Source organism: Streptomyces sp. DH10, from assembly GCF_029813805.1.
GTDB lineage: Bacteria > Actinomycetota > Actinomycetes > Streptomycetales > Streptomycetaceae > Streptomyces > Streptomyces coeruleofuscus.
The window spans coordinates 246,879-265,426 of sequence record NZ_JARVKU010000008.1 but is presented as its reverse complement, the minus strand read 5'-3'; the positions used below and the strand labels follow the sequence as shown (position 1 = coordinate 265,426).

15 protein-coding genes are annotated in these 18,548 nt (G+C 67.8%); 8 read left to right on the top strand and 7 right to left on the bottom strand.

What is annotated here, in order from left to right:
- Nucleotide 1: 1 nt before the first annotated feature.
- The 7 genes from gyrA to dnaA form a co-directional block, all read right to left on the bottom strand.
- Nucleotides 2-2,596 (bottom strand): DNA gyrase subunit A, encoded by a 2,595-nt coding sequence (gyrA, locus tag QC385_RS19370; RefSeq protein WP_279542562.1) that lies wholly within the window; start codon nucleotides 2,594-2,596, stop codon nucleotides 2-4.
- 42 nt (nucleotides 2,597-2,638) lie between these two features.
- Nucleotides 2,639-4,687 (bottom strand): DNA topoisomerase (ATP-hydrolyzing) subunit B, encoded by a 2,049-nt coding sequence (gene gyrB / locus QC385_RS19365; protein ID WP_279542561.1) that lies wholly within the window; start codon nucleotides 4,685-4,687, stop codon nucleotides 2,639-2,641.
- Between the two features lie 477 nt (nucleotides 4,688-5,164).
- On the bottom strand, nucleotides 5,165-5,755 hold the full coding sequence (locus QC385_RS19360; RefSeq protein WP_279542560.1) for a DUF721 domain-containing protein: 591 nt from the start codon (nucleotides 5,753-5,755) through the stop codon (nucleotides 5,165-5,167).
- Entirely contained in the window at nucleotides 5,752-6,873 is a 1,122-nt protein-coding gene (gene recF / locus QC385_RS19355) for a DNA replication/repair protein RecF (RefSeq protein WP_279542559.1), read from the bottom strand. Before recF ends, QC385_RS19360 begins: the two co-directional genes overlap by 4 nt.
- Before the next feature lie 37 nt (nucleotides 6,874-6,910).
- On the bottom strand, nucleotides 6,911-7,786 hold the full coding sequence (gene gnd, locus QC385_RS19350; protein WP_279542558.1) for a phosphogluconate dehydrogenase (NAD(+)-dependent, decarboxylating): 876 nt from the start codon (nucleotides 7,784-7,786) through the stop codon (nucleotides 6,911-6,913).
- Nucleotides 7,787-7,951: 165 nt separating this feature from the next.
- Nucleotides 7,952-9,082, bottom strand: a complete 1,131-nt coding sequence (gene dnaN, locus QC385_RS19345; RefSeq protein WP_279542557.1) for a DNA polymerase III subunit beta — start codon at nucleotides 9,080-9,082, stop codon at nucleotides 7,952-7,954.
- A 904-nt stretch (nucleotides 9,083-9,986) separates the two neighbouring features.
- Nucleotides 9,987-12,020 carry a chromosomal replication initiator protein DnaA gene (gene dnaA / locus QC385_RS19340; protein WP_279542556.1) on the bottom strand — a complete coding sequence of 678 codons (2,034 nt, stop codon included), beginning with the start codon at nucleotides 12,018-12,020 and terminating at the stop codon, nucleotides 9,987-9,989.
- 374 nt (nucleotides 12,021-12,394) lie between these two features.
- On the opposite strand from dnaA, the gene rpmH reads away from it, so the two are divergent.
- The 8 genes from rpmH (at nucleotide 12,395) to QC385_RS19300 (ending at nucleotide 18,419) form a co-directional block, all read left to right on the top strand.
- A complete protein-coding gene (gene rpmH / locus QC385_RS19335; protein ID WP_003949374.1) occupies nucleotides 12,395-12,532 on the top strand; it encodes a 50S ribosomal protein L34 in 138 nt (45 codons plus the stop codon).
- Nucleotides 12,533-12,553: 21 nt separating this feature from the next.
- Entirely contained in the window at nucleotides 12,554-12,925 is a 372-nt protein-coding gene (gene rnpA, locus QC385_RS19330) for a ribonuclease P protein component (protein ID WP_082319883.1), read from the top strand.
- Nucleotides 12,922-13,296, top strand: a complete 375-nt coding sequence (gene yidD, locus QC385_RS19325) for a membrane protein insertion efficiency factor YidD (protein ID WP_086850639.1) — start codon at nucleotides 12,922-12,924, stop codon at nucleotides 13,294-13,296. Before rnpA ends, yidD begins: the two co-directional genes overlap by 4 nt.
- A 3-nt stretch (nucleotides 13,297-13,299) precedes the next feature.
- Nucleotides 13,300-14,574, top strand: coding sequence for a membrane protein insertase YidC (yidC, locus tag QC385_RS19320; protein ID WP_279542555.1), 1,275 nt, complete (start codon nucleotides 13,300-13,302; stop codon nucleotides 14,572-14,574).
- 15 nt (nucleotides 14,575-14,589) lie between these two features.
- Entirely contained in the window at nucleotides 14,590-15,102 is a 513-nt protein-coding gene (locus QC385_RS19315) for a Jag family protein (protein WP_086560485.1), read from the top strand.
- Between the two features lie 124 nt (nucleotides 15,103-15,226).
- The gene (gene rsmG, locus QC385_RS19310) at nucleotides 15,227-15,943 is read left to right on the top strand and encodes a 16S rRNA (guanine(527)-N(7))-methyltransferase RsmG (RefSeq protein WP_279542554.1); all 717 of its coding nucleotides are present in this window, start codon (nucleotides 15,227-15,229) and stop codon (nucleotides 15,941-15,943) included.
- Between the two features lie 302 nt (nucleotides 15,944-16,245).
- On the top strand, nucleotides 16,246-17,322 hold the full coding sequence (locus tag QC385_RS19305) for a ParA family protein (RefSeq protein WP_279542625.1): 1,077 nt from the start codon (nucleotides 16,246-16,248) through the stop codon (nucleotides 17,320-17,322).
- On the top strand, nucleotides 17,319-18,419 hold the full coding sequence (locus QC385_RS19300; RefSeq protein ID WP_279542553.1) for a ParB/RepB/Spo0J family partition protein: 1,101 nt from the start codon (nucleotides 17,319-17,321) through the stop codon (nucleotides 18,417-18,419). The genes QC385_RS19305 and QC385_RS19300 overlap by 4 nt, the downstream gene beginning before the upstream one ends.
- Nucleotides 18,420-18,548 lie beyond the last annotated feature (129 nt).

Here is an 18,548-nt window from a genome sequence, read left to right as displayed (position 1 = left end):
GCTACTCGGCCGAGGGCGCCTCACCCTCGTCCGTGCCGGTGGCCGCGGCACCTTCGGCGGTCTCGTCGACGACCACGTCGCCGTCGACCTCTTCCGCCTCGCGTCCCGCCTCGGCGTTGCGTGCGATACCCACGACGGCATCGCGCTTGCCCAGATTGATCAGTTGGACGCCCATGGTGTCACGGCCGGTTTCCCTGATCTCGTTGACTCGCGTACGAATCACACCGCCGCCCAGCGTGATGGCGAGGATCTCGTCGGTCTCCTCGACGACCAGAGCGCCGACGAGAGATCCACGGTCCTCCACGATCTTGGCGGCCTTGATGCCGAGGCCGCCGCGACCCTGGACGCGGTACTCGTCGACGTTGGTCCGCTTCGCGTACCCGCCGTCGGTGGCAGTGAACACGAACGTACCGGGTCGAACAACATTCATCGAGAGCAGCTCGTCGCCCTCGCGGAAGCTCATGCCCTTGACACCCGAGGTGGCACGGCCCATGGGCCGCAGGGTTTCGTCCGAGGCGGTGAACCTGATCGACTGTGCCTTCTTGCTGATCAGAAGCAGATCGTCGTCCGACGAGACGAGCTCGGCTCCGATCAGTTCGTCGTCCGAACCGTCCTCCATCGACCGGAGATTGATCGCGATCACACCGCCGGAACGCGGCGAATCGTAATCCTTCAGAGGCGTCTTCTTCACAAGTCCGGCCTTGGTGGCGAGGACCAGGTACGGAACCGCCTCGTAGTCGCGGATCGCCAGGATCTCGGCGATCGCCTCGTCCGGCTGGAAGGCGAGCAGGTTCGCGACGTGCTGACCGCGCGCGTCCCGGCCGGCGTCAGGCAGTTCGTAGCCCTTCACGCGGTAGACGCGGCCCTTGTTGGTGAAGAACAGCAGCCAGTGGTGCGTCGTGGACACGAAGAAGTGGTCGACGATGTCGTCTTCCTTGAGCTTCGTGCCGCGCACGCCCTTGCCGCCGCGCTTCTGGGCGCGGTAGTCGTCGGTCTTGGTGCGCTTGATGTAGCCGCCCCGGGTGACCGTGACGACGATGTCCTCCTCGGCGATCAGGTCCTCGATGGACATGTCGCCCTCGTACGGGATCAGCGTGGTCTTGCGGTCGTCGCCGAACTTCTCGACGATCGCGGCCAGCTCCGCGCTGACGATGCCCCGCTGACGGACCGGGGAGGCCAGGATCTCGTTGTACTCGGTGATCTTCGCCTGGAGTTCGTCGTGCTCCTGGACGATCTTCTGGCGCTCCAGGGCGGCCAGTCGGCGCAGCTGCATCTCGAGGATGGCGTTGGCCTGGATCTCGTCGATCTCCAGGAGGCTCATCAGGCCCCCGCGCGCGATCTCGACGGTGTCACTGCGCCGGATCAGCGCGATGACCTCGTCGATGGCGTCCAGGGCCTTCAGCAGACCGCGCAGGATGTGCGCGCGCTCCTCGGCCTTGCGCAGCCTGAAGCGCGTGCGGCGGACGATGACCTCGATCTGGTGCGCCACCCAGTGGCGGATGAACGCGTCGAGCGAGAGCGTGCGCGGCACGCCGTCCACCAGCGCCAGCATGTTGGCGCCGAAGTTCGTCTGGAGGTCGGTGTGCTTGTAGAGGTTGTTCAGCACGACCTTGGCGACCGCGTCCCGCTTCAGCACGATGACCAGGCGCTGGCCGGTGCGGGAGGACGTCTCGTCGCGGACGTCCGCGATGCCGCCGACCTTGCCGTCCTTGACCAGGTCGGCAATCTTCTGGGCGAGGTTGTCCGGGTTGACCTGGTACGGCAGTTCCGTGACCACCAGGCACTGGCGGTTCTGGATCTCCTCGACCTCGACGACCGCGCGCATGGTGATGGAGCCGCGGCCGGTGCGGTACGCCTCCTCGATGCCCCGGCGGCCGACGACGAGCGCGCCGGTCGGGAAGTCCGGGCCCTTGATGCGCTCGATGAGCGCATCAAGGAGCTCCTCGTGCGAGGCCTCGGGGTTCTCCAGGTACCACTGGGCACCGGCGGCGACCTCGCGCAGGTTGTGCGGCGGGATGTTGGTCGCCATGCCGACCGCGATGCCGGCAGAGCCGTTGATCAGCAGGTTCGGGAAGCGGGCCGGCAGGACGGTCGGCTCCTGGGAGCGGCCGTCGTAGTTGTCCGTGAAGTCGACGGTCTCCTCGTCGATGTCACGGACCATCTCCATCGACAGCGGCGCCATCTTGCACTCGGTGTACCGCATCGCCGCCGCCGGGTCGTTGCCCGGGGAGCCGAAGTTGCCGTTGGAGTCGACGAGCGGCATGCGCATCGACCACGACTGGGCGAGACGCACGAGCGCGTCGTAGATGGAGGAGTCGCCGTGCGGGTGGTAGTTGCCCATGACGTCGCCGACGACGCGGGCGCACTTGTAGAAGCCGCGCTCGGGGCGGTAGCCGCCGTCGTACATGGCGTACAGGACACGGCGGTGCACGGGCTTGAGGCCGTCACGGACGTCCGGCAGCGCACGCGAGACGATGACGGACATCGCGTAGTCGAGGTACGAGCGCTGCATCTCCGTCTCGAGCCCGACGGGCTCGACGCGCATGGCCAGGGCGTCACCCTCGGGCGTCGTCACGGGAGTGTTCTCGTCGGTCATTGCTGGTGAAGATCCTTCCTGGTGCGGTCAGCTGAGACCGACTCAGATGTCGAGGAAGCGGACGTCCTTGGCGTTGCGCTGGATGAACGCGCGGCGGGCCTCGACGTCCTCGCCCATGAGGACCGAGAACAGGTCGTCGGCCTGGGCGGCGTCGTCGAGGGTGACCTGACCGAGGACGCGGTGCTCCTGGTCCATGGTCGTGATGCGCAGCTCCTCGGCGTTCATCTCGCCGAGGCCCTTGAAGCGCTGGACCGAGTCGTCGCGGATGCGCTTGCCGGCCTGGCGGCCCATCTCGATCAGGGCGTCGCGCTCGCGGTCGGAGTACGCGTACTCGAAGTCGTCCTTGCCCCACTTGATCTTGTAGAGCGGCGGACGGGAGAGGTACACGTGCCCGGCCTCGACCAGGGGCCGCATGAAGCGGAACAGGAAGGTAAGCAGCAGGGTGTTGATGTGCTGACCGTCGACGTCGGCGTCCGCCATCAGGATGATCTTGTGGTAGCGGAGCTTCTCGATGTCGAAGTCCTCGTGCACACCCGTGCCGAACGCGGAGATCATCGCCTGGATCTCCTGGTTCTGGAGGATCCGGTCGATGCGCGCCTTCTCGACGTTGAGGATCTTGCCGCGGATCGGGAGGATCGCCTGGTACTGCGGGTTCCGGCCGGACTTGGCCGAGCCGCCGGCGGAGTCACCCTCGACGATGAAGATCTCGCACTTGGTCGGGTCGTTCGACTGGCAGTCGGAGAGCTTGCCCGGCAGGGACGCGGTCTCCAGCAGGCCCTTACGGCGCGTCAGGTCGCGGGCCTTACGCGCCGCCACGCGCGCGGTGGCCGCCGCGATGCCCTTGCGGACGATGTCCGCGGCCTCGTTGGGGTTGCGGTCCAGCCAGTCGTTCAGGTGCTCGTAGACGACCCTCTGGACGAAGGTCTTGACCTCGGTGTTGCCCAGCTTCGTCTTCGTCTGGCCTTCGAACTGGGGCTCGCTCAGCTTGACCGAGATGATCGCGGTCAGACCCTCGCGGATGTCGTCACCGGTGAGGTTGTCGTCCTTCTCGCGCAGCAGCCTCTTGTCGCGCGCGTACTTGTTGATCAGCGAGGTCAGCGCGGCCCGGAAGCCCTCTTCGTGCGTACCGCCCTCGTGGGTGTGGATGATGTTGGCGAAGGAGTACACGCCCTCCGTGTAGCCGCTGTTCCACTGCATGGCGACCTCGAGGGACAGCTGCCTGTCCTTGTCCTCGGCCTCCAGGTCGATGACGGTGGGGTGAACCGCCTCGCCCTTGCGGGAGTTGAGGTACTTCACGAAGTCGACGATGCCGCCCTCGTAGTGGTACGAGACGTGCTTGACCTCGTGCTTCTCGTCCTCGCCGGCCTCGTCCGCGCCGGCCGTGGCCTTCGCCGACTCACGCTCGTCGGTGAGGTTGATGCGCAGGCCCTTGTTGAGGAACGCCATCTCCTGGAAGCGCCGCGACAGCGTCTCGAAGGAGTAGTCGGTGGTCTCGAAGATGTCCGGGTCGGCCCAGAAGGTGACCGTGGTGCCGTGCTCGTCCGTGGGCTCGTGCTGGGCGAGCGGGGCCGTCGGGACGCCCAACTTGTAGTCCTGCGTCCACCGGTAACCGTCGGTCTTGATCTCGACGGAGACCTTGGTCGACAGGGCGTTCACGACGGAGACACCCACGCCGTGCAGACCGCCGGAGACCGCGTAGCCGCCGCCCCCGAACTTTCCGCCCGCGTGCAGGACCGTCAGCACGACCTCGACGGCCGGCTTGCCCTCGGAGGGGACGATGCCGACCGGGATGCCACGGCCGTTGTCCACGACCCGTACGCCGCCGTCGGCCAGGATCGTCACGTCGATCGTGTCCGCGTATCCCGCGAGCGCCTCGTCGACGGAGTTGTCGACGACCTCCTGCACCAGGTGGTGCAGGCCGCGCTCACCGGTCGAACCGATGTACATACCGGGTCGCTTGCGGACCGCGTCCAGACCCTCGAGGACGGTGATGGCACTTGCGTCGTACGAAGCAGTAGCTGAGGCCTCGGCGACTCCAGCCATGGCCTCGACGGACGGGTTGTTCTCGTTGGGGTTGCCGGAATCGGCCACGAAGCGCCCTTTCTGGCACAGCACGAGCCAGGCTCGTCGGCGGGTTGCCGGAGCGGCTGCGGCATGTTGCGTTGGTAAGCCTTGATCAGCGTTGCTCAGCTTTTCCCGGACGGTCCCCACGAGTGGGGCGGGATTGCTTCCAGTCTACCGGTAGCACTGACACTGATGGGTGTTTGCCGGTACCTGAGTCCGCATGTGCCGCCCTCAACCGGTCTTCCCCGACTCCCGATATGCGGATGGGGGCTCCAAGAGGCTCACGGAGGCACTCAGCGCTTCCGGCCGTCAACCCTTGGCTACTTCGGAGTCAGGTGGCGATTCGCAACCGTGTGCGGTGGTGCGAAGAGAGGGGCGCCGGGGCTCCGAACGGGCCGCCGACACCCATTTTTGTGATGTCAGTCACTTGCTGCCGACCGGTGGGAAACGGGCGCGGATCGAGCCGTCACGGGGCCTCCGGACAGGCTCCGGGGAGGGCTCCCGTCAGCCGTAGGTGTCGCCGGGACCGGTGCTGCCGGGAGCCCGCAGCGGGCCGTAGCGGCGGCTGGGTGCGCCCGGGCCCTGCACCTTGATCATCTTCACGGTGCCGTGGCCCAGATCCTCGTTCAGGCGCGCGACCAGGGTCGGAGCGAGCAGCCGGAGGTTCGTCGCCCAGGCCGTCGAGTCGCACCGCACGGACAGGACGTGCTCGTCCTCGTCGTACCTCTCCGGCACGCAGTGATTGGCCACGTCCTCGCCGACGATCTGCGGCCAGCGGCCCATCACCCCGCCCACCGCGGCCGGGGCCTCCCAGCCGCGCTCGGTGATCAGCCGGTTGATCGCGGAGCCGAGCGCCATGGGGTCGCGGCCGTCGGCGCGTGCGCCGGAGCGCAGTCCGCCGCGGCGCGCCTGCTTCTTCTGCTGCGCCGCGTCCCCACGCGCGCGTGCGGCGTCCTTGGCGGCGCGCAGTGCCACGCGCGCGAGGTCGACGCCGGACGGCTCGGGCGTCCGGGGGCCGGGGGCTTTCCCGGACGGGTTCTCCGATGTGCCCCCCGGGGTGTTCTCCGGTGCGTTCCCAGGTGTGTTTTCCGTCATACGCGCTCCACCGTCCCCTCGGACACGGCGAACCGCACCCCGGACAGCACATGCGGGACGTCGTCGTCGACGGCGGCCGTCACCAGGACCTGCTCGCCGGGCGCGACCAGCTCGGCGAGGCGCTCACGGCGGCGGGTGTCCAGCTCGGCGAACACGTCGTCGAGCACCAGCACCGGCTCGTTGCCCTCCGCGCGCAGCAGGTCGTACGAGGCCAGGCGCAGCGCCAGGGCGTAGGACCAGGACTCGCCGTGCGAGGCGTACCCCTTGGCGGGCAGCTGGCCGAGCTTGAGCTGGAGGTCGTCGCGGTGCGGGCCGACCAGGGTGACGCCCCGCTCGATCTCCTGCTTGCGGGCCTCGGCGAGCGCGGCCGTCAGCTGCTCGAACAGGTCCTCGCGCGTGTGCGCCTCGCCCGGCGCGGACGGCTTGTACTCCAGGGCGATCGGACCGCCGCCGGGGGCGAGCTGCTCGTACGCCTTGTCGGCCAGCGGCTGGACCGCGGCGATCAGGTCCAGGCGCTGGGCGAGCAACTCGGCGCCCGCGCGCGCGAGATGCTGGTCCCAGATGTCGAGCGTGGACATGTCCACGTTGCGGCCGCCGTGCCGACGGGCGAGCGCGGCCGACTTCAGGAGGGTGTTGCGCTGCTTGAGGACCCGGTCGTAGTCGGAACGGACCCCGGCCATGCGCGGGGAACGGGCGGTGATCAGCTCGTCGAGGAAGCGGCGCCGCTCACCGGGGTCGCCCTTGACCAGGGCGAGATCCTCGGGGGCGAACAGCACGGTCCGTACGATCCCCAGCACGTCACGCGGCTTGACCTGCGAGGACCTGTTGATACGGGCCCGGTTGGCACGCCCCGGGTTCAGCTCCAGCTCGACCAGCTGCTGCCGCTCGCCCTGCCGCACCTGGGCCCGGATGATCGCGCGCTCGGCGCCCATGCGGACCAGGGGGGCGTCGGAGGAGACGCGGTGGCTGCCGAGCGTGGCGAGATAGCCGACGGCCTCGACGAGGTTGGTCTTGCCCTGCCCGTTCGGGCCGACGAAGGCCGTCACTCCCGGGTCGAGCGGGACCTCGACCCGAGGGTACGAGCGGAAGTCGGCCAGCGACAGATGCGTGACGTGCATGGTCGTTTCGCCGACCTCCCCAACCGTCGCCTGTTGCTTACTTGGTCTCGACCGCGTGGCCGCCGAACTGGTTCCGCAGCGCCGCGATCATCTTCATCTGGGGCGAGTCCTCCTGGCGGGAGGCGAACCGCGCGAACAGCGACGCCGTGATCGCCGGCAGCGGCACCGCGTGGTCGATGGCGGCTTCCACAGTCCAGCGTCCCTCACCGGAGTCCTGTGCATAACCCCGGAGCTTGTCCAGGTGCTCGTCCTCGTCGAGCGCGTTGACCGCGAGGTCCAGCAGCCAGGAGCGGATGACCGTGCCCTCCTGCCAGGAACGGAAGACGTCCCGGACGTCGGTCACGGAGTCGACCTTCTCCAGGAGCTCCCAGCCCTCGGCGTAGGCCTGCATCATCGCGTACTCGATGCCGTTGTGGACCATCTTCGCGAAGTGGCCCGCGCCGACCTTGCCGGCGTGCACCGAGCCGAAGTCGCCCTCCGGCTTGAGGGCGTCGAAGACCGGCTGCACCTTGGCGACGTTCTCCGCGTCCCCGCCGTACATCAGCGCGTAGCCGTTCTCCAGGCCCCAGACGCCGCCGGAGACACCGCAGTCGACGAAGCCGATGCCCTTGGCGGCCAGCTCCTCGGCATGCTTCTCGTCGTCGGTCCAGCGGGAGTTGCCGCCGTCCACGACGACGTCACCGGGCTCCAGCAGTTCGGCAAGCTCGTCGATGGTGGACTGGGTGGGCTCGCCCGCCGGGACCATCACCCAGACCACACGCGGGCCGCTGAGCTTGCCCACAAGCTCCGGCAGGCTGTGGACATCGGCGAGGTCCGGGTTGCGGTCGTATCCGAAGACGGTGTGGCCCGCGCGGCGGATCCGCTCGCGCATGTTGCCGCCCATCTTGCCGAGGCCGACGAGACCGAGCTCCATCAGTTGTGTTCCTTAGGTTTGCAGGTGTCCGACGTGGCGTTGCGGCACTTTCGTACCCACGTCCGAGCCTAAACCCGGACGCTCGCGCACATCTGTGGGCATACGCGCTCAGTCGTACGCCCTCACCTGCGGGTTCGCCCCCAGCCTGTGGACAACCGCCGGACCTCAGCCGCTGAGGCGCACCGGCATGATCAGGTACTTGTAGGCCTCGTCCGCCTCGGCGTCCACAGCCGGCTTGCCGCTGAGCAGTGCGGGCTTCGTGGACGTCGTGAAGGACAGCTGCGCGACCGGGGAGTCGATGGCGCTCAGGCCGTCCAGCAGGAACGTCGGGTTGAAGGCGATCGAGATGTCGTCGCCGTCCAGCTGGGCGTCGACCCTTTCCACAGCCTGTGCGTCGTCGCTGGAGCCGGCCTCCAGGATGAGCACGCCCTGCTCGAAGCTGAGGCGCACCGGGGTGTTCCGCTCGGCGACCAGGGCCACGCGCTTGACGGCCTCCACGAACGGGGCGGTCTCGATCACGGCGACGCTGTTGAACTCCGTCGGGAACAGCGTGCGGTACTTCGGGAGGTCGCCCTCCAGCAGGCGGGTCGTCGTACGGCGGCCGGCGCCCTCGAAACCGATCAGGCCCTCGCCCGAGCCCGAGCCGGACAGCGCCAGCGTCACCTGGTCGCCGCTCGTCAGGGCCTTGGCGGTGTCCAGCAGCGTCTTGGCGGGCACCAGGGCGACCGCGGAGGCCTCCGGGTTCTCCGGCTTCCACAGGAACTCACGGACCGCGAAGCGGTAGCGGTCGGTGGACGCCAGCGTGACCGTGTCGCCCTCGATCTCGATGCGGACGCCCGTCAGGACGGGCAGCGTGTCGTCGCGGCCGGCGGCGATCGCCACCTGGGCGGCCGCGGAGGCGAAGACCTCGCCGGGGACCGTGCCCGTCGCATTCGGCATCTGCGGCAGCGCCGGGTACTCCTCCACGGGCAGTGTGTGGAGTGTGAACCGGGAGGAGCCGCAGACCACGGTCGCCCGTACACCGTCTGTGGAGATCTCCACCGGCCGGTTGGGGAGGGCGCGGCAGATGTCCGCGAGGAGGCGGCCGGAGACGAGCACCGTGCCCTCTTCCTCGACCTCGGTCTCGACGGACACCCGCGCGGAGACCTCGTAGTCGAAGCTGGACAGGCTCAGCTGGCCGTCCTCGGCCTTCAGCAGCAGGCCGGCGAGGACAGGCGCCGGCGGACGGGCCGGGAGGCTGCGTGCCGCCCAGGCCACTGCCTCCGCGAGTACGTCGCGTTCCACCCGGATCTTCACTGTTGCCGCCTCCTGCTGTTGCCGGCGCTTCTCGCTCTGCCTGGCCCTCGTCGTCTGTCTCGGTGTCGACGATCCCTGGGATGGGGAGGACACCGGGGACCAGTCTGACGCACCGCACTGACAGTAGGTGCCTCTCGGGGTCAAGTCGTGACGAGGGGCGGTCGGGCGCCGGAGGGCGAGTTGTGCACAGGACCCGCTTCGAAACGAATTCCCAGCTCTCTCTAGTCGGGAGTAGTAGTAGGGCCTGTGGATACCGTGGATAACCTCGTTTGCCCAGCTCAGAGCAGGAATTTTGTCCACCGGGCCTGTGGGTGGAGGCGGTGGACAACCAGGGGTCTCTGTGGAGAACGGAAAGTTCTGCACACCCCGTGCACAGGGTGAGGCGAGTTCTCCCCAGTGCCGTCCCCAGGTTTACCCACCTTTCCCACAGCCCAACCCGGCACCTTCGTGTGACGCCTTTCACTCGACCCAGTGAGAGGGCGCGTCACGTTGCCGAACAGTGGACAGCGATGTGGAGAAGCTGGGGATCGCTGGGGACAACCGGCCCCAGCCTGTGGGTTGCCGGTGGACAACTCGATGCACAGGCTGTGGACGATCTCTCTGTCCACAGCCTGTGGAGATCCTTCGTCCACGAATCCACACCCGGGTGACCTGGTCTGATGGTCCTTCAACAGAGGCCCCTGTGGACACAGTCTGGACAACTTTCCAGTCCCCAGGGTGTGGACGCGAGAAAGTCGCCGAATCTGTGGAGAGGGGCCGTAACCCGGCAGGTAATTCGAACAGCCGGCGACCGCGACATGACGAAGGACGGCCGTCACACGACTCGAGGACGGCCGCCGCATGACGAAGGGCGCCCCCGGAAACCTGCTCCGGGGGCGCCCTCGGCGTCGTACGGCCGGTTCCGTCAGCCGTTCTTGATGCGGTTGGTCAGCTCGGTGACCTGGTTGTAGATGGAGCGGCGCTCGGCCATCAGATTGCGGATCTTGCGGTCCGCGTGCATGACCGTCGTGTGGTCACGGCCGCCGAACAGCGCGCCGATCTTCGGCAGCGACAGGTCGGTGAGCTCACGGCACAGGTACATGGCGATCTGCCGGGCGGTGACGAGGGCGCGGCCGCGCGAGGTGCCGCAGAGATCCTCGACGGTCAGTCCGAAGTAGTCCGCCGTCGCGCCCATGATGGCCGTGGACGTGATCTCGGGGGCCGAGTCCTCGCCGCCGGGGATCAGGTCCTTGAGGACGATCTCCGTCAGGCCCAGGTCCACCGGCTGCCGGTTGAGCGAGGCGAACGCCGTGACCCGGATCAGCGCGCCTTCCAGCTCACGGATGTTCCGAGAGATCCGGGACGCGATGAACTCCAGCACCTCCGGCGGCGCGTTCAGCTGCTCCTGCACCGCCTTCTTGCGGAGGATCGCGATACGCGTCTCCAGCTCGGGCGGCTGTACGTCGGTGATCAGACCCCACTCGAAACGGTTCCGCAGCCGGTCCTCCAGCGTGACCAGCTGCTTGGGCGGCCGGTCGGAGGACAGCACGATCTGCTTGTTGGCGTTGTGGAGCGTGTTGAAGGTGTGGAAGAACTCCTCCTGCGTCGACTCCTTGTCCGCCAGGAACTGGATGTCGTCGACGAGCAGGATGTCCATCTCGCGGTAGCGCTTGCGGAAGCTGTCGCCCTTGCCGTCGCGGATCGAGTTGATGAACTCGTTGGTGAACTCCTCCGAGCTCACGTACCGCACCCGCGTGCCCGGGTAGAGGCTGCGCGCGTAGTGCCCGATCGCGTGCAGCAGGTGCGTCTTGCCGAGCCCGGACTCCCCGTAGATGAACAGGGGGTTGTACGCCTTGGCCGGTGCCTCGGCGACGGCGACCGCGGCGGCGTGCGCGAAGCGGTTGGAGGCGCCGATGACGAACGTGTCGAAGAGGTACTTCGGGTTCAGGCGCGCGGTGGGCTCACCCGGGCCGGTCGCCGGCGCGGGCTGCGCGGCCAGTGGGCCGGGCGCACCGGTCGTGGGCAGGTTCGGGCCGACGGGGCCGCCGCGGTGCACGTGCCCGGAGCCGGCCGGCGGCTCGGGCAGCTCCCGGCGGACCGGGTCGCGCTGGTCGTAGTCGGGGCGTGACCTGTCGTAGTCGGCGCGCGGCTGGTCGTAGGAAGGGCGCTCCATGGACTGCGGGCGGTAGTCCTGGGACGGGGAGCCGTAGGCGTCCTGGGAGGACGGGCCGTAGGAGTCCTGCGACCCATGGGATCCCTGTGACCGGTGTGATCCCTGTGATCCATGGGATCCATATGACTCCTGTGAGGACCCGCGAGATCCATACGAGTCCTGGCCGTAGGCCTCCTGGGAGCCGTAGGCGTCCTGGCTCGGTGACGCGTAGGGGTCACGTTCGGGGAAGCCGAGGCGCTGCTGCTGCCAGCTGTACTCGTCCTGCGCCGGCCGCGGCCAGGAGCCGGGCTCGGGGCGCTGGTACTCGGACGGGTACGCGGGGCGGGGGGTGGGAAGTTGATCTCCGCGCGTAGGCGGGAGCTGGTCGCCGGCCGTTTCCGGCAGCTGGTCGGCGCGGTGGCGGCCGTACCCCTCGTATCCGTCGCGGTCCTGGCGCGCGGCCGGAATCTCGGGCTCCTCGTAGCGCGACTGGGGGCGGGCCTGGGGCGCCGGTGTGGCGGGGGGCTCGCCCGCGGAGTCGTCGACGGTGATCGCGATCCGGATCGGGCGTCCGCACTCGCGGCTCAGGGTCTCGCTGACGACGGGCGCCAGGCGGCCCTCGAGTACGCCCTTCGCAAATTCGTTCGGCACGGCGAGCAGGGCCGTGTCCGCGACCAGCGCGAGCGGCTGGCAGCGCCGGATCCAGTGCTCGTCCTTCACCTCGACGCCCTGGCCGCGGCCCTCCCCGAGGAGCTGCTCCAATACGCGTGGCCACACTGCGGCAAGATCGGCAGGTACGTCAGCCACAGGGCACGCTCTCTCACAGGTCCCACGAACGTGTGGTTCTGGGACGGCTCGGGATGTAAATCGGGTGGGTCAGGGATAAGGGAACGAATCGGAGTTCCGTCACGGTAGTCAGGGCGGTGGCTGCGGTTCAAGTTGTTGTCCCCAGCCTGTGGACAAGTGTCTCCGGGTGGCTGCCGGTTTGACCGGATGGCGTAGCCGCGCGTACCGTAACCAGGTCGAGTTGTCGATGGCTGCTGCCGCCTGCCTCCGATGGGCACAGATCATTTTGGTGATCGGTAAGCGGTGCACACGGGCGTAACTGCGAGCTACTCGTGGGCGCACGGTGACAGCCAGGACGGCACCCCGCAACTACCGATTTCTTCTGGAGCCCCCGAGTGAGCAAGCGCACCTTCCAGCCGAACAACCGTCGTCGCGCGAAGACCCACGGCTTCCGGCTGCGTATGCGCACCCGTGCCGGCCGCGCGATTCTCGCGTCCCGCCGTGGCAAGGGTCGCGCCCGTCTGTCCGCCTGATCTCGGTCAGGTCATGACATCGTGCTGCCCACCGAGAACCGGCTGAGGCGGCGCGAGGACTTCGCGACCGCGGTACGGCGAGGACGCCGGGCAGGACGCCCGCACCTCGTCGTCCACCTTCGCAGCGGTGCCACGGACCCGCATGCGCCTGGGGAGAGCGCTCCCCCGACGCGTGCGGGTTTCGTCGTGAGCAAAGCCGTGGGCGGAGCGGTCGTACGCAACAAAGTGAAGCGCAGGCTTCGCCACCTGATGCGCGACCGAGTCGCCCAGCTGCCCCCCGGTAGCCTGGTAGTGGTACGAGCGCTGCCCGGTGCGGGCGACGCCGACCATGCACAGCTGGCCCGAGACCTGGATGCCGCCCTCCAGCGGCTGCTGGGAGGGGGCGCGCGATGAAGTACCCGCTGCTTGCTCTGATCAAGCTCTACCAGTGGACGATCAGTCCGCTGCTCGGGCCGGTCTGCAAGTACTACCCGTCGTGCTCCCACTACGGCTTCACGGCCATCGACCGGCACGGTGCCATCAAAGGAACGGCACTCACAGCCTGGCGCATTCTGCGGTGCAACCCGTGGTCGCTGGGCGGTGTGGACCATGTCCCGCCGCGCAAGCGCCCGCGGTGGCACGAAATGCTGCGTAACGCGTGGCGTGCACGCAAGGGCGGGCCCTCCGCCGCCGTCCCGGCCACCGAGGGACAGACTTCTCCCACAAGTCGGTCCAGTCCTTCGAGCCAGGCCGCAGAGACACCGTCCCATGCCCAAGGAGCATGATTAGTGGACACGATTGCCAGCCTCTTCAGCTTCATCACCACACCCGTCTCCTGGGTCATCGTCCAGTTCCATTCGGTGTACGGCGCCCTCTTCGGGCCTGACACCGGCTGGGCCTGGGGCCTGTCGATCGTGTCCCTGGTGATCCTGATCCGTATCTGCCTGATCCCGCTCTTCGTGAAGCAGATCAAGGCGACCCGGGCCATGCAGACGCTCCAGCCCGAGATGAAGAAGATCCAGGAGCGCTACAAGAACGACAAGCAGCGTCAGTCCGAAGAGATGATGAAGCTGTACAAGGACACGGGCACCAACCCGCTGTCCTCGTGCCTTCCCATCCTGGCGCAGTCCCCGTTCTTCTTCGCCCTGTACCACGTGCTGAACAGCATCGCGTCGAACGACACCATCGGCGTGATCAACACCAGCCTTCTGGAAAGTGCCCAGAAGGCGCACATCGTCGGTGCTCCGCTTGCCGTGAAGTTCACCGACAGCGCGTCGAAGGTGGAAGCACTCGGTGCCTCCCTCACCGACGTCCGCGTGGTCACCGCCATCATGATCGTGCTGATGTCGGCCTCGCAGTTCTTCACCCAGCGTCAGCTGATGACGAAGAATGTCGACACCACGGTGAAGACGCCGTTCATGCAGCAGCAGAAGATGCTGATGTACGTCTTCCCCGTCATGTTCGCCGTCTTCGGCATCAACTTCCCCGTCGGTGTCCTCGTCTACTGGCTGACCACCAACGTGTGGACCATGGGCCAGCAGATGTATGTGATCCACAACAACCCGACGCCGGGGTCCAAGGCCCAGGCCTCGTACCTGGAGCGGCTGCACAAGCACGTCACCGCGAACGGCAAGGTCAGCCGGCGTCGTGACAAGGTCATCGTCAAGGCGATCGTCGCCAAGGGACGTGACCGCAACGAGTTCGAGCGCAAGTTCATCAACGGCCTGAGCAAGGCCGGCCTCGCCCCCCAGGCCGACGGCACCGTGATCAAGAGCGACACCGCTGTCGCCGTCGAAGCCGAGGACGGTACGCCGACCACCGGCACGCCGAAGCGGCAGCAGCCCAAGCGGCAGACCAAGGCTCAGCGGCAGTCAGCTGCCGCCAAGGCGGCCGAGGAGTCCGAGCAGAAGACGTCGCTCACCAAGTCCGACGAGCCCAAGGACGCCAAGCCCGCCTCCGCTGCCAAGAAGGGCGGCGCGAAGCCCGCCGGCGGTACCCGCAGCAAGGCCCAGTCCGGACAGCGCAAGGGTCCGCAGCGGCCCAAGTCCCCGTCCAAGAAGTAAGAAGGAGTCCATCCCGTGACGGAAGGCACCACCTCCGCCGCTGCCGAGGGTGCAGACACCCTGACTCGCCTTGAGCAGGAGGGCGAGATCGCGGCGGACTACCTGGAGGGTCTGCTCGACATCGCCGACCTCGACGGCGACATCGACATGGACGTCGAGGCCGACCGTGCCTCTGTCTCGATCATCAGCGACACGGGCAGCCGCGACCTCCAGAAGCTGGTCGGCCGTGACGGTGAGGTGCTGGAGGCGCTCCAGGAGCTCACCCGTCTGGCCGTGCACCGTGAAACCGGTGACCGCAGCCGGCTGATGCTCGACATCGCGGGTTACCGGGCCCGGAAGCGCTCCGAGCTTTCCGAGCTGGGCGCCAAGGCCGCGGCCGAGGCCAAGAGCAGCGGTGAGGCCGTGAAGCTGGACCCGATGACGCCCTTCGAGCGCAAGGTCGTGCACGACGCGGTCAAGGCCGCGGGCCTGCGCAGCGAGTCCGAGGGCGAGGAGCCGCAGCGCTTCGTCGTCGTGCTTCCCGCCTGATCGGCCCCTACGGTCCTCGGCCCCGTCTGTTGAGCAGGCGGGGCCGAACTTTGTCAGCCTGATAGTTCTGGTGGTTCTGGTGTCGGCGCTGAGTGCGCTGACACGTACGGAAGGACGGTCCCCCGTGACGGAGGCAGCGGAGCTTCCCCCCGCGCCCGAGCAGGCGCGCGAGGTGTTCGGTGATCGCTTCGCGGATGCGGTGCGGTACGCCGAGCTGCTTGCTGAGGCGGGCGTGCAGCGCGGTCTCATCGGCCCGCGTGAAGTGCCCCGCCTGTGGGAGCGGCACCTGCTGAACTGCGCGGTGCTCTCGGAGGTCGTGCCCGAGGGCGTGACGGTGTGCGATGTCGGCTCAGGTGCCGGCCTCCCCGGCATTCCCCTGGCGCTGGTCCGGGAGGACCTGAAGATCACGTTGCTGGAGCCGCTGCTGCGGCGTACCAACTTCCTCTCCGAGGTCGTGGAGCTGCTCGGCCTCGATCATGTGACCGTCGTGCGCGGCCGGGCCGAGGAGGTCATGGGGAAGATCCAGCCCGTCCACGTCGTGACGGCCCGAGCCGTGGCTCCCCTCGACCGCCTTGCCACGTGGGGCATCCCGCTGCTGCGTCCGTACGGGGAGATGCTCGCGCTCAAGGGAGACGCCGCCGAGGAGGAGCTGAAGAGCGCGTCAGCGGCACTGAGCAAGCTCGGTGCGGTGGAGACGTCCATCCTGCATGTCGGTGAGGGTGTGGTGGACCCGATGTCCACGGTGGTACGGGTCGAGGTCGGAGAGAGCCCCGGCGGTGTGCGCTTCGCCGCGAAGCGCGCCAAGGCGGCACGCACGGGGCGAGTCCGCCGCCGACGCTGATCCGCGCTGGGAACGCTGATCCTGTCCGACAGCGCTGATCCGTCCTGACGACGAGACGTACTCCACACAAGCTGCCAAACCTATGCATGCCGGAGTGTCGCGACAATCCGGCAACGACTGCGTGCATCGTGTTTCACGTGAAACGTCGCTCACTGCTGCACGGCATCATCAGTCGTGGCCGCGCTGCGGCCGAACCCCGCGACCGTAAGCCTCTCGGGTCACTCGATGAGGGAACTGAGTTGTCCACAGAGGTGGAATTCTCCACAGAACGGAAGGCCTCACTGGTTCGCGACCCCGAAGACATGGGAGGCTCTGTTCATTGCGAGCCTGAAGTCGAGGAGAGTGAATCCTTGCGGTCCGACGCCAACATCGCGGGACCGATGACCGATCCGGTCCCCGGTCCCCGTACCGAGTCGATGGGGGCGGATGTTTCACGTGAAACACCGCCTCCGATGGACGACACTCCCATCGGTCGTGCTGCCCAACTGGCGGTGGAGGCTCTGGGCCGCGCCGGCGAGGGCCTGCCACGGCCCGAGCAGACCCGAATCATGGTGGTCGCCAACCAGAAGGGCGGTGTGGGCAAGACGACGACGACCGTCAACCTTGCCGCGTCACTGGCCCTGCACGGTAGCCGAGTTCTGGTGGTCGACCTCGACCCACAGGGCAATGCGTCCACCGCCCTGGGCATCGACCATCACGCCGAAGTTCCGTCCATCTACGACGTGTTGGTGGAGAGCAAACCGCTCTCCGAGGTCGTCCAGCCGGTCCCCGATGTCGAGGGCCTCTTCTGTGCCCCAGCCACGATCGATCTCGCCGGTGCGGAGATCGAGCTGGTGTCTCTGGTGGCACGGGAGAGCCGGTTGCAGCGCGCCATCCAGGCGTACGAGCAGCCGCTGGACTACATCCTCATCGACTGTCCGCCCTCGCTCGGCCTTCTGACGGTCAATGCGTTGGTGGCGGGCCAGGAGGTTCTGATCCCGATTCAGTGCGAGTACTACGCGCTGGAAGGTCTGGGTCAGTTGTTGCGTAACGTCGACCTGGTGCGGGGGCATCTCAACCCCACCCTTCATGTGTCGACCATCCTGCTCACCATGTACGACGGCCGGACGCGACTCGCGTCCCAGGTCGCGGAAGAGGTGCGCACCCACTTCGGTGACGAGGTGCTGCGGACGAGCATTCCCAGGTCCGTCCGTATCTCCGAGGCGCCGAGTTATGGGCAGACGGTCCTGACCTACGATCCTGGATCAAGTGGTGCCCTCTCTTACCTTGAGGCGGCACGAGAGATCGCGCTGAAGGGCGTGGGCATCAGCTATGACGCGACGCACGCCCACATCGGCGCACAGCAGAACGACCCGAGCATGGTGGAGGGCATCCAGTGAGCGAGCGACGGAGGGGGCTGGGCCGTGGTCTCGGCGCACTGATCCCTGCCGCACCGACGGAGAAGTCGGTGGCCCAGGCCGCGGCGGGGGGCGCCGCTTCGACATCCCCCGCGGCAGTGCCCGTGCTGCCGAACGACCGCGGGGTGGCCGCAGCGAAGGTGGCGACGCTGCCGACTGTTTCACGTGAAACAGAGGAGCCGGCGCAGCCCAGTGCTCCCGCCGCGCCAGCGGCGCCCATCGGCGCGCACTTCGCCGAGATCCCCCTCGACTCCATCACGCCGAACCCGCGACAGCCGCGTGAGGTCTTCGACGAGGACGCGCTCGCGGAGCTCATCACCTCCATCAAGGAAGTGGGGCTCCTCCAGCCGGTCGTCGTACGGCAGGTGGGTCCCTCCCGCTACGAGCTCATCATGGGCGAGCGTCGCTGGCGGGCCTGCCGCGAGGCGGGGCTGGAGGCTATCCCGGCGATCGTGCGGGCCACGGAGGACGAGAAGCTCCTCCTGGACGCTCTGCTGGAGAACCTGCACCGCGCCCAGCTGAACCCTCTGGAAGAGGCAGCCGCCTACGACCAGTTGCTGAGGGACTTCAACTGCACGCACGACCAGCTGGCGGACCGCATCGGCCGATCCCGCCCGCAGGTCTCGAACACTCTGCGTCTGCTGAAGCTCTCGCCGGCGGTACAGCGCCGGGTCGCCGCCGGAGTGCTCTCCGCCGGCCATGCACGCGCCCTGCTGTCCGTTGAGGACTCGGAGGAGCAGGACAGGCTGGCTCACCGCATCGTGGCCGAGGGACTGTCGGTGCGGGCCGTCGAGGAGATCGTGACCCTGATGGGCTCGCGTCCCCAGAAGGCCCAGAGGCCCAAGGGCCCACGTGCCGGTGCTCGTGTCTCTCCCGCGCTGTCCGAGCTCGCCACGCGGCTCTCGGACCGCTTCGAGACGCGGGTGAAGGTGGACCTGGGCCAGAAGAAGGGCAAGATCACTGTCGAGTTCGCCTCCATGGAGGACCTTGAGCGGATCCTCGGCTCACTCGCTCCGGGCGAGGGGCCGGTTCTGCAGAAGAGCCTCCTGGACGGCGACTCCGAGGAGGACGAGTCCTGAGCCTCCGGCAGGAGCCTCTGTTGTGGACGACAGAGCGGGCCATGTCCGGTGTGTGCCGGAACGTGGCCCGCTCTTTCCTTTCTGGCGGTATCGATGGAATCGCATCGTGGATACGATGCGTTCGGATAC

Bases quoted from the DNA above. Each gene is read 5' to 3' on its own strand.
- gyrA (WP_279542562.1), bottom strand. From the start codon at position 2,596: ATGACCGACGAGAACACTCCCGTGACGACGCCCGAGGGTGACGCCCTG.
- QC385_RS19360 (WP_279542560.1), bottom strand. From the start codon at position 5,755: ATGACGGAAAACACACCTGGGAACGCACCGGAGAACACCCCGGGGGGC.
- recF (WP_279542559.1), bottom strand. From the start codon at position 6,873: ATGCACGTCACGCATCTGTCGCTGGCCGACTTCCGCTCGTACCCTCGG.
- gnd (WP_279542558.1), bottom strand. From the start codon at position 7,786: ATGGAGCTCGGTCTCGTCGGCCTCGGCAAGATGGGCGGCAACATGCGC.
- yidD (WP_086850639.1), top strand. From the start codon at position 12,922: ATGAAGTACCCGCTGCTTGCTCTGATCAAGCTCTACCAGTGGACGATC.
- QC385_RS19305 (WP_279542625.1), top strand. From the start codon at position 16,246: ATGGGAGGCTCTGTTCATTGCGAGCCTGAAGTCGAGGAGAGTGAATCC.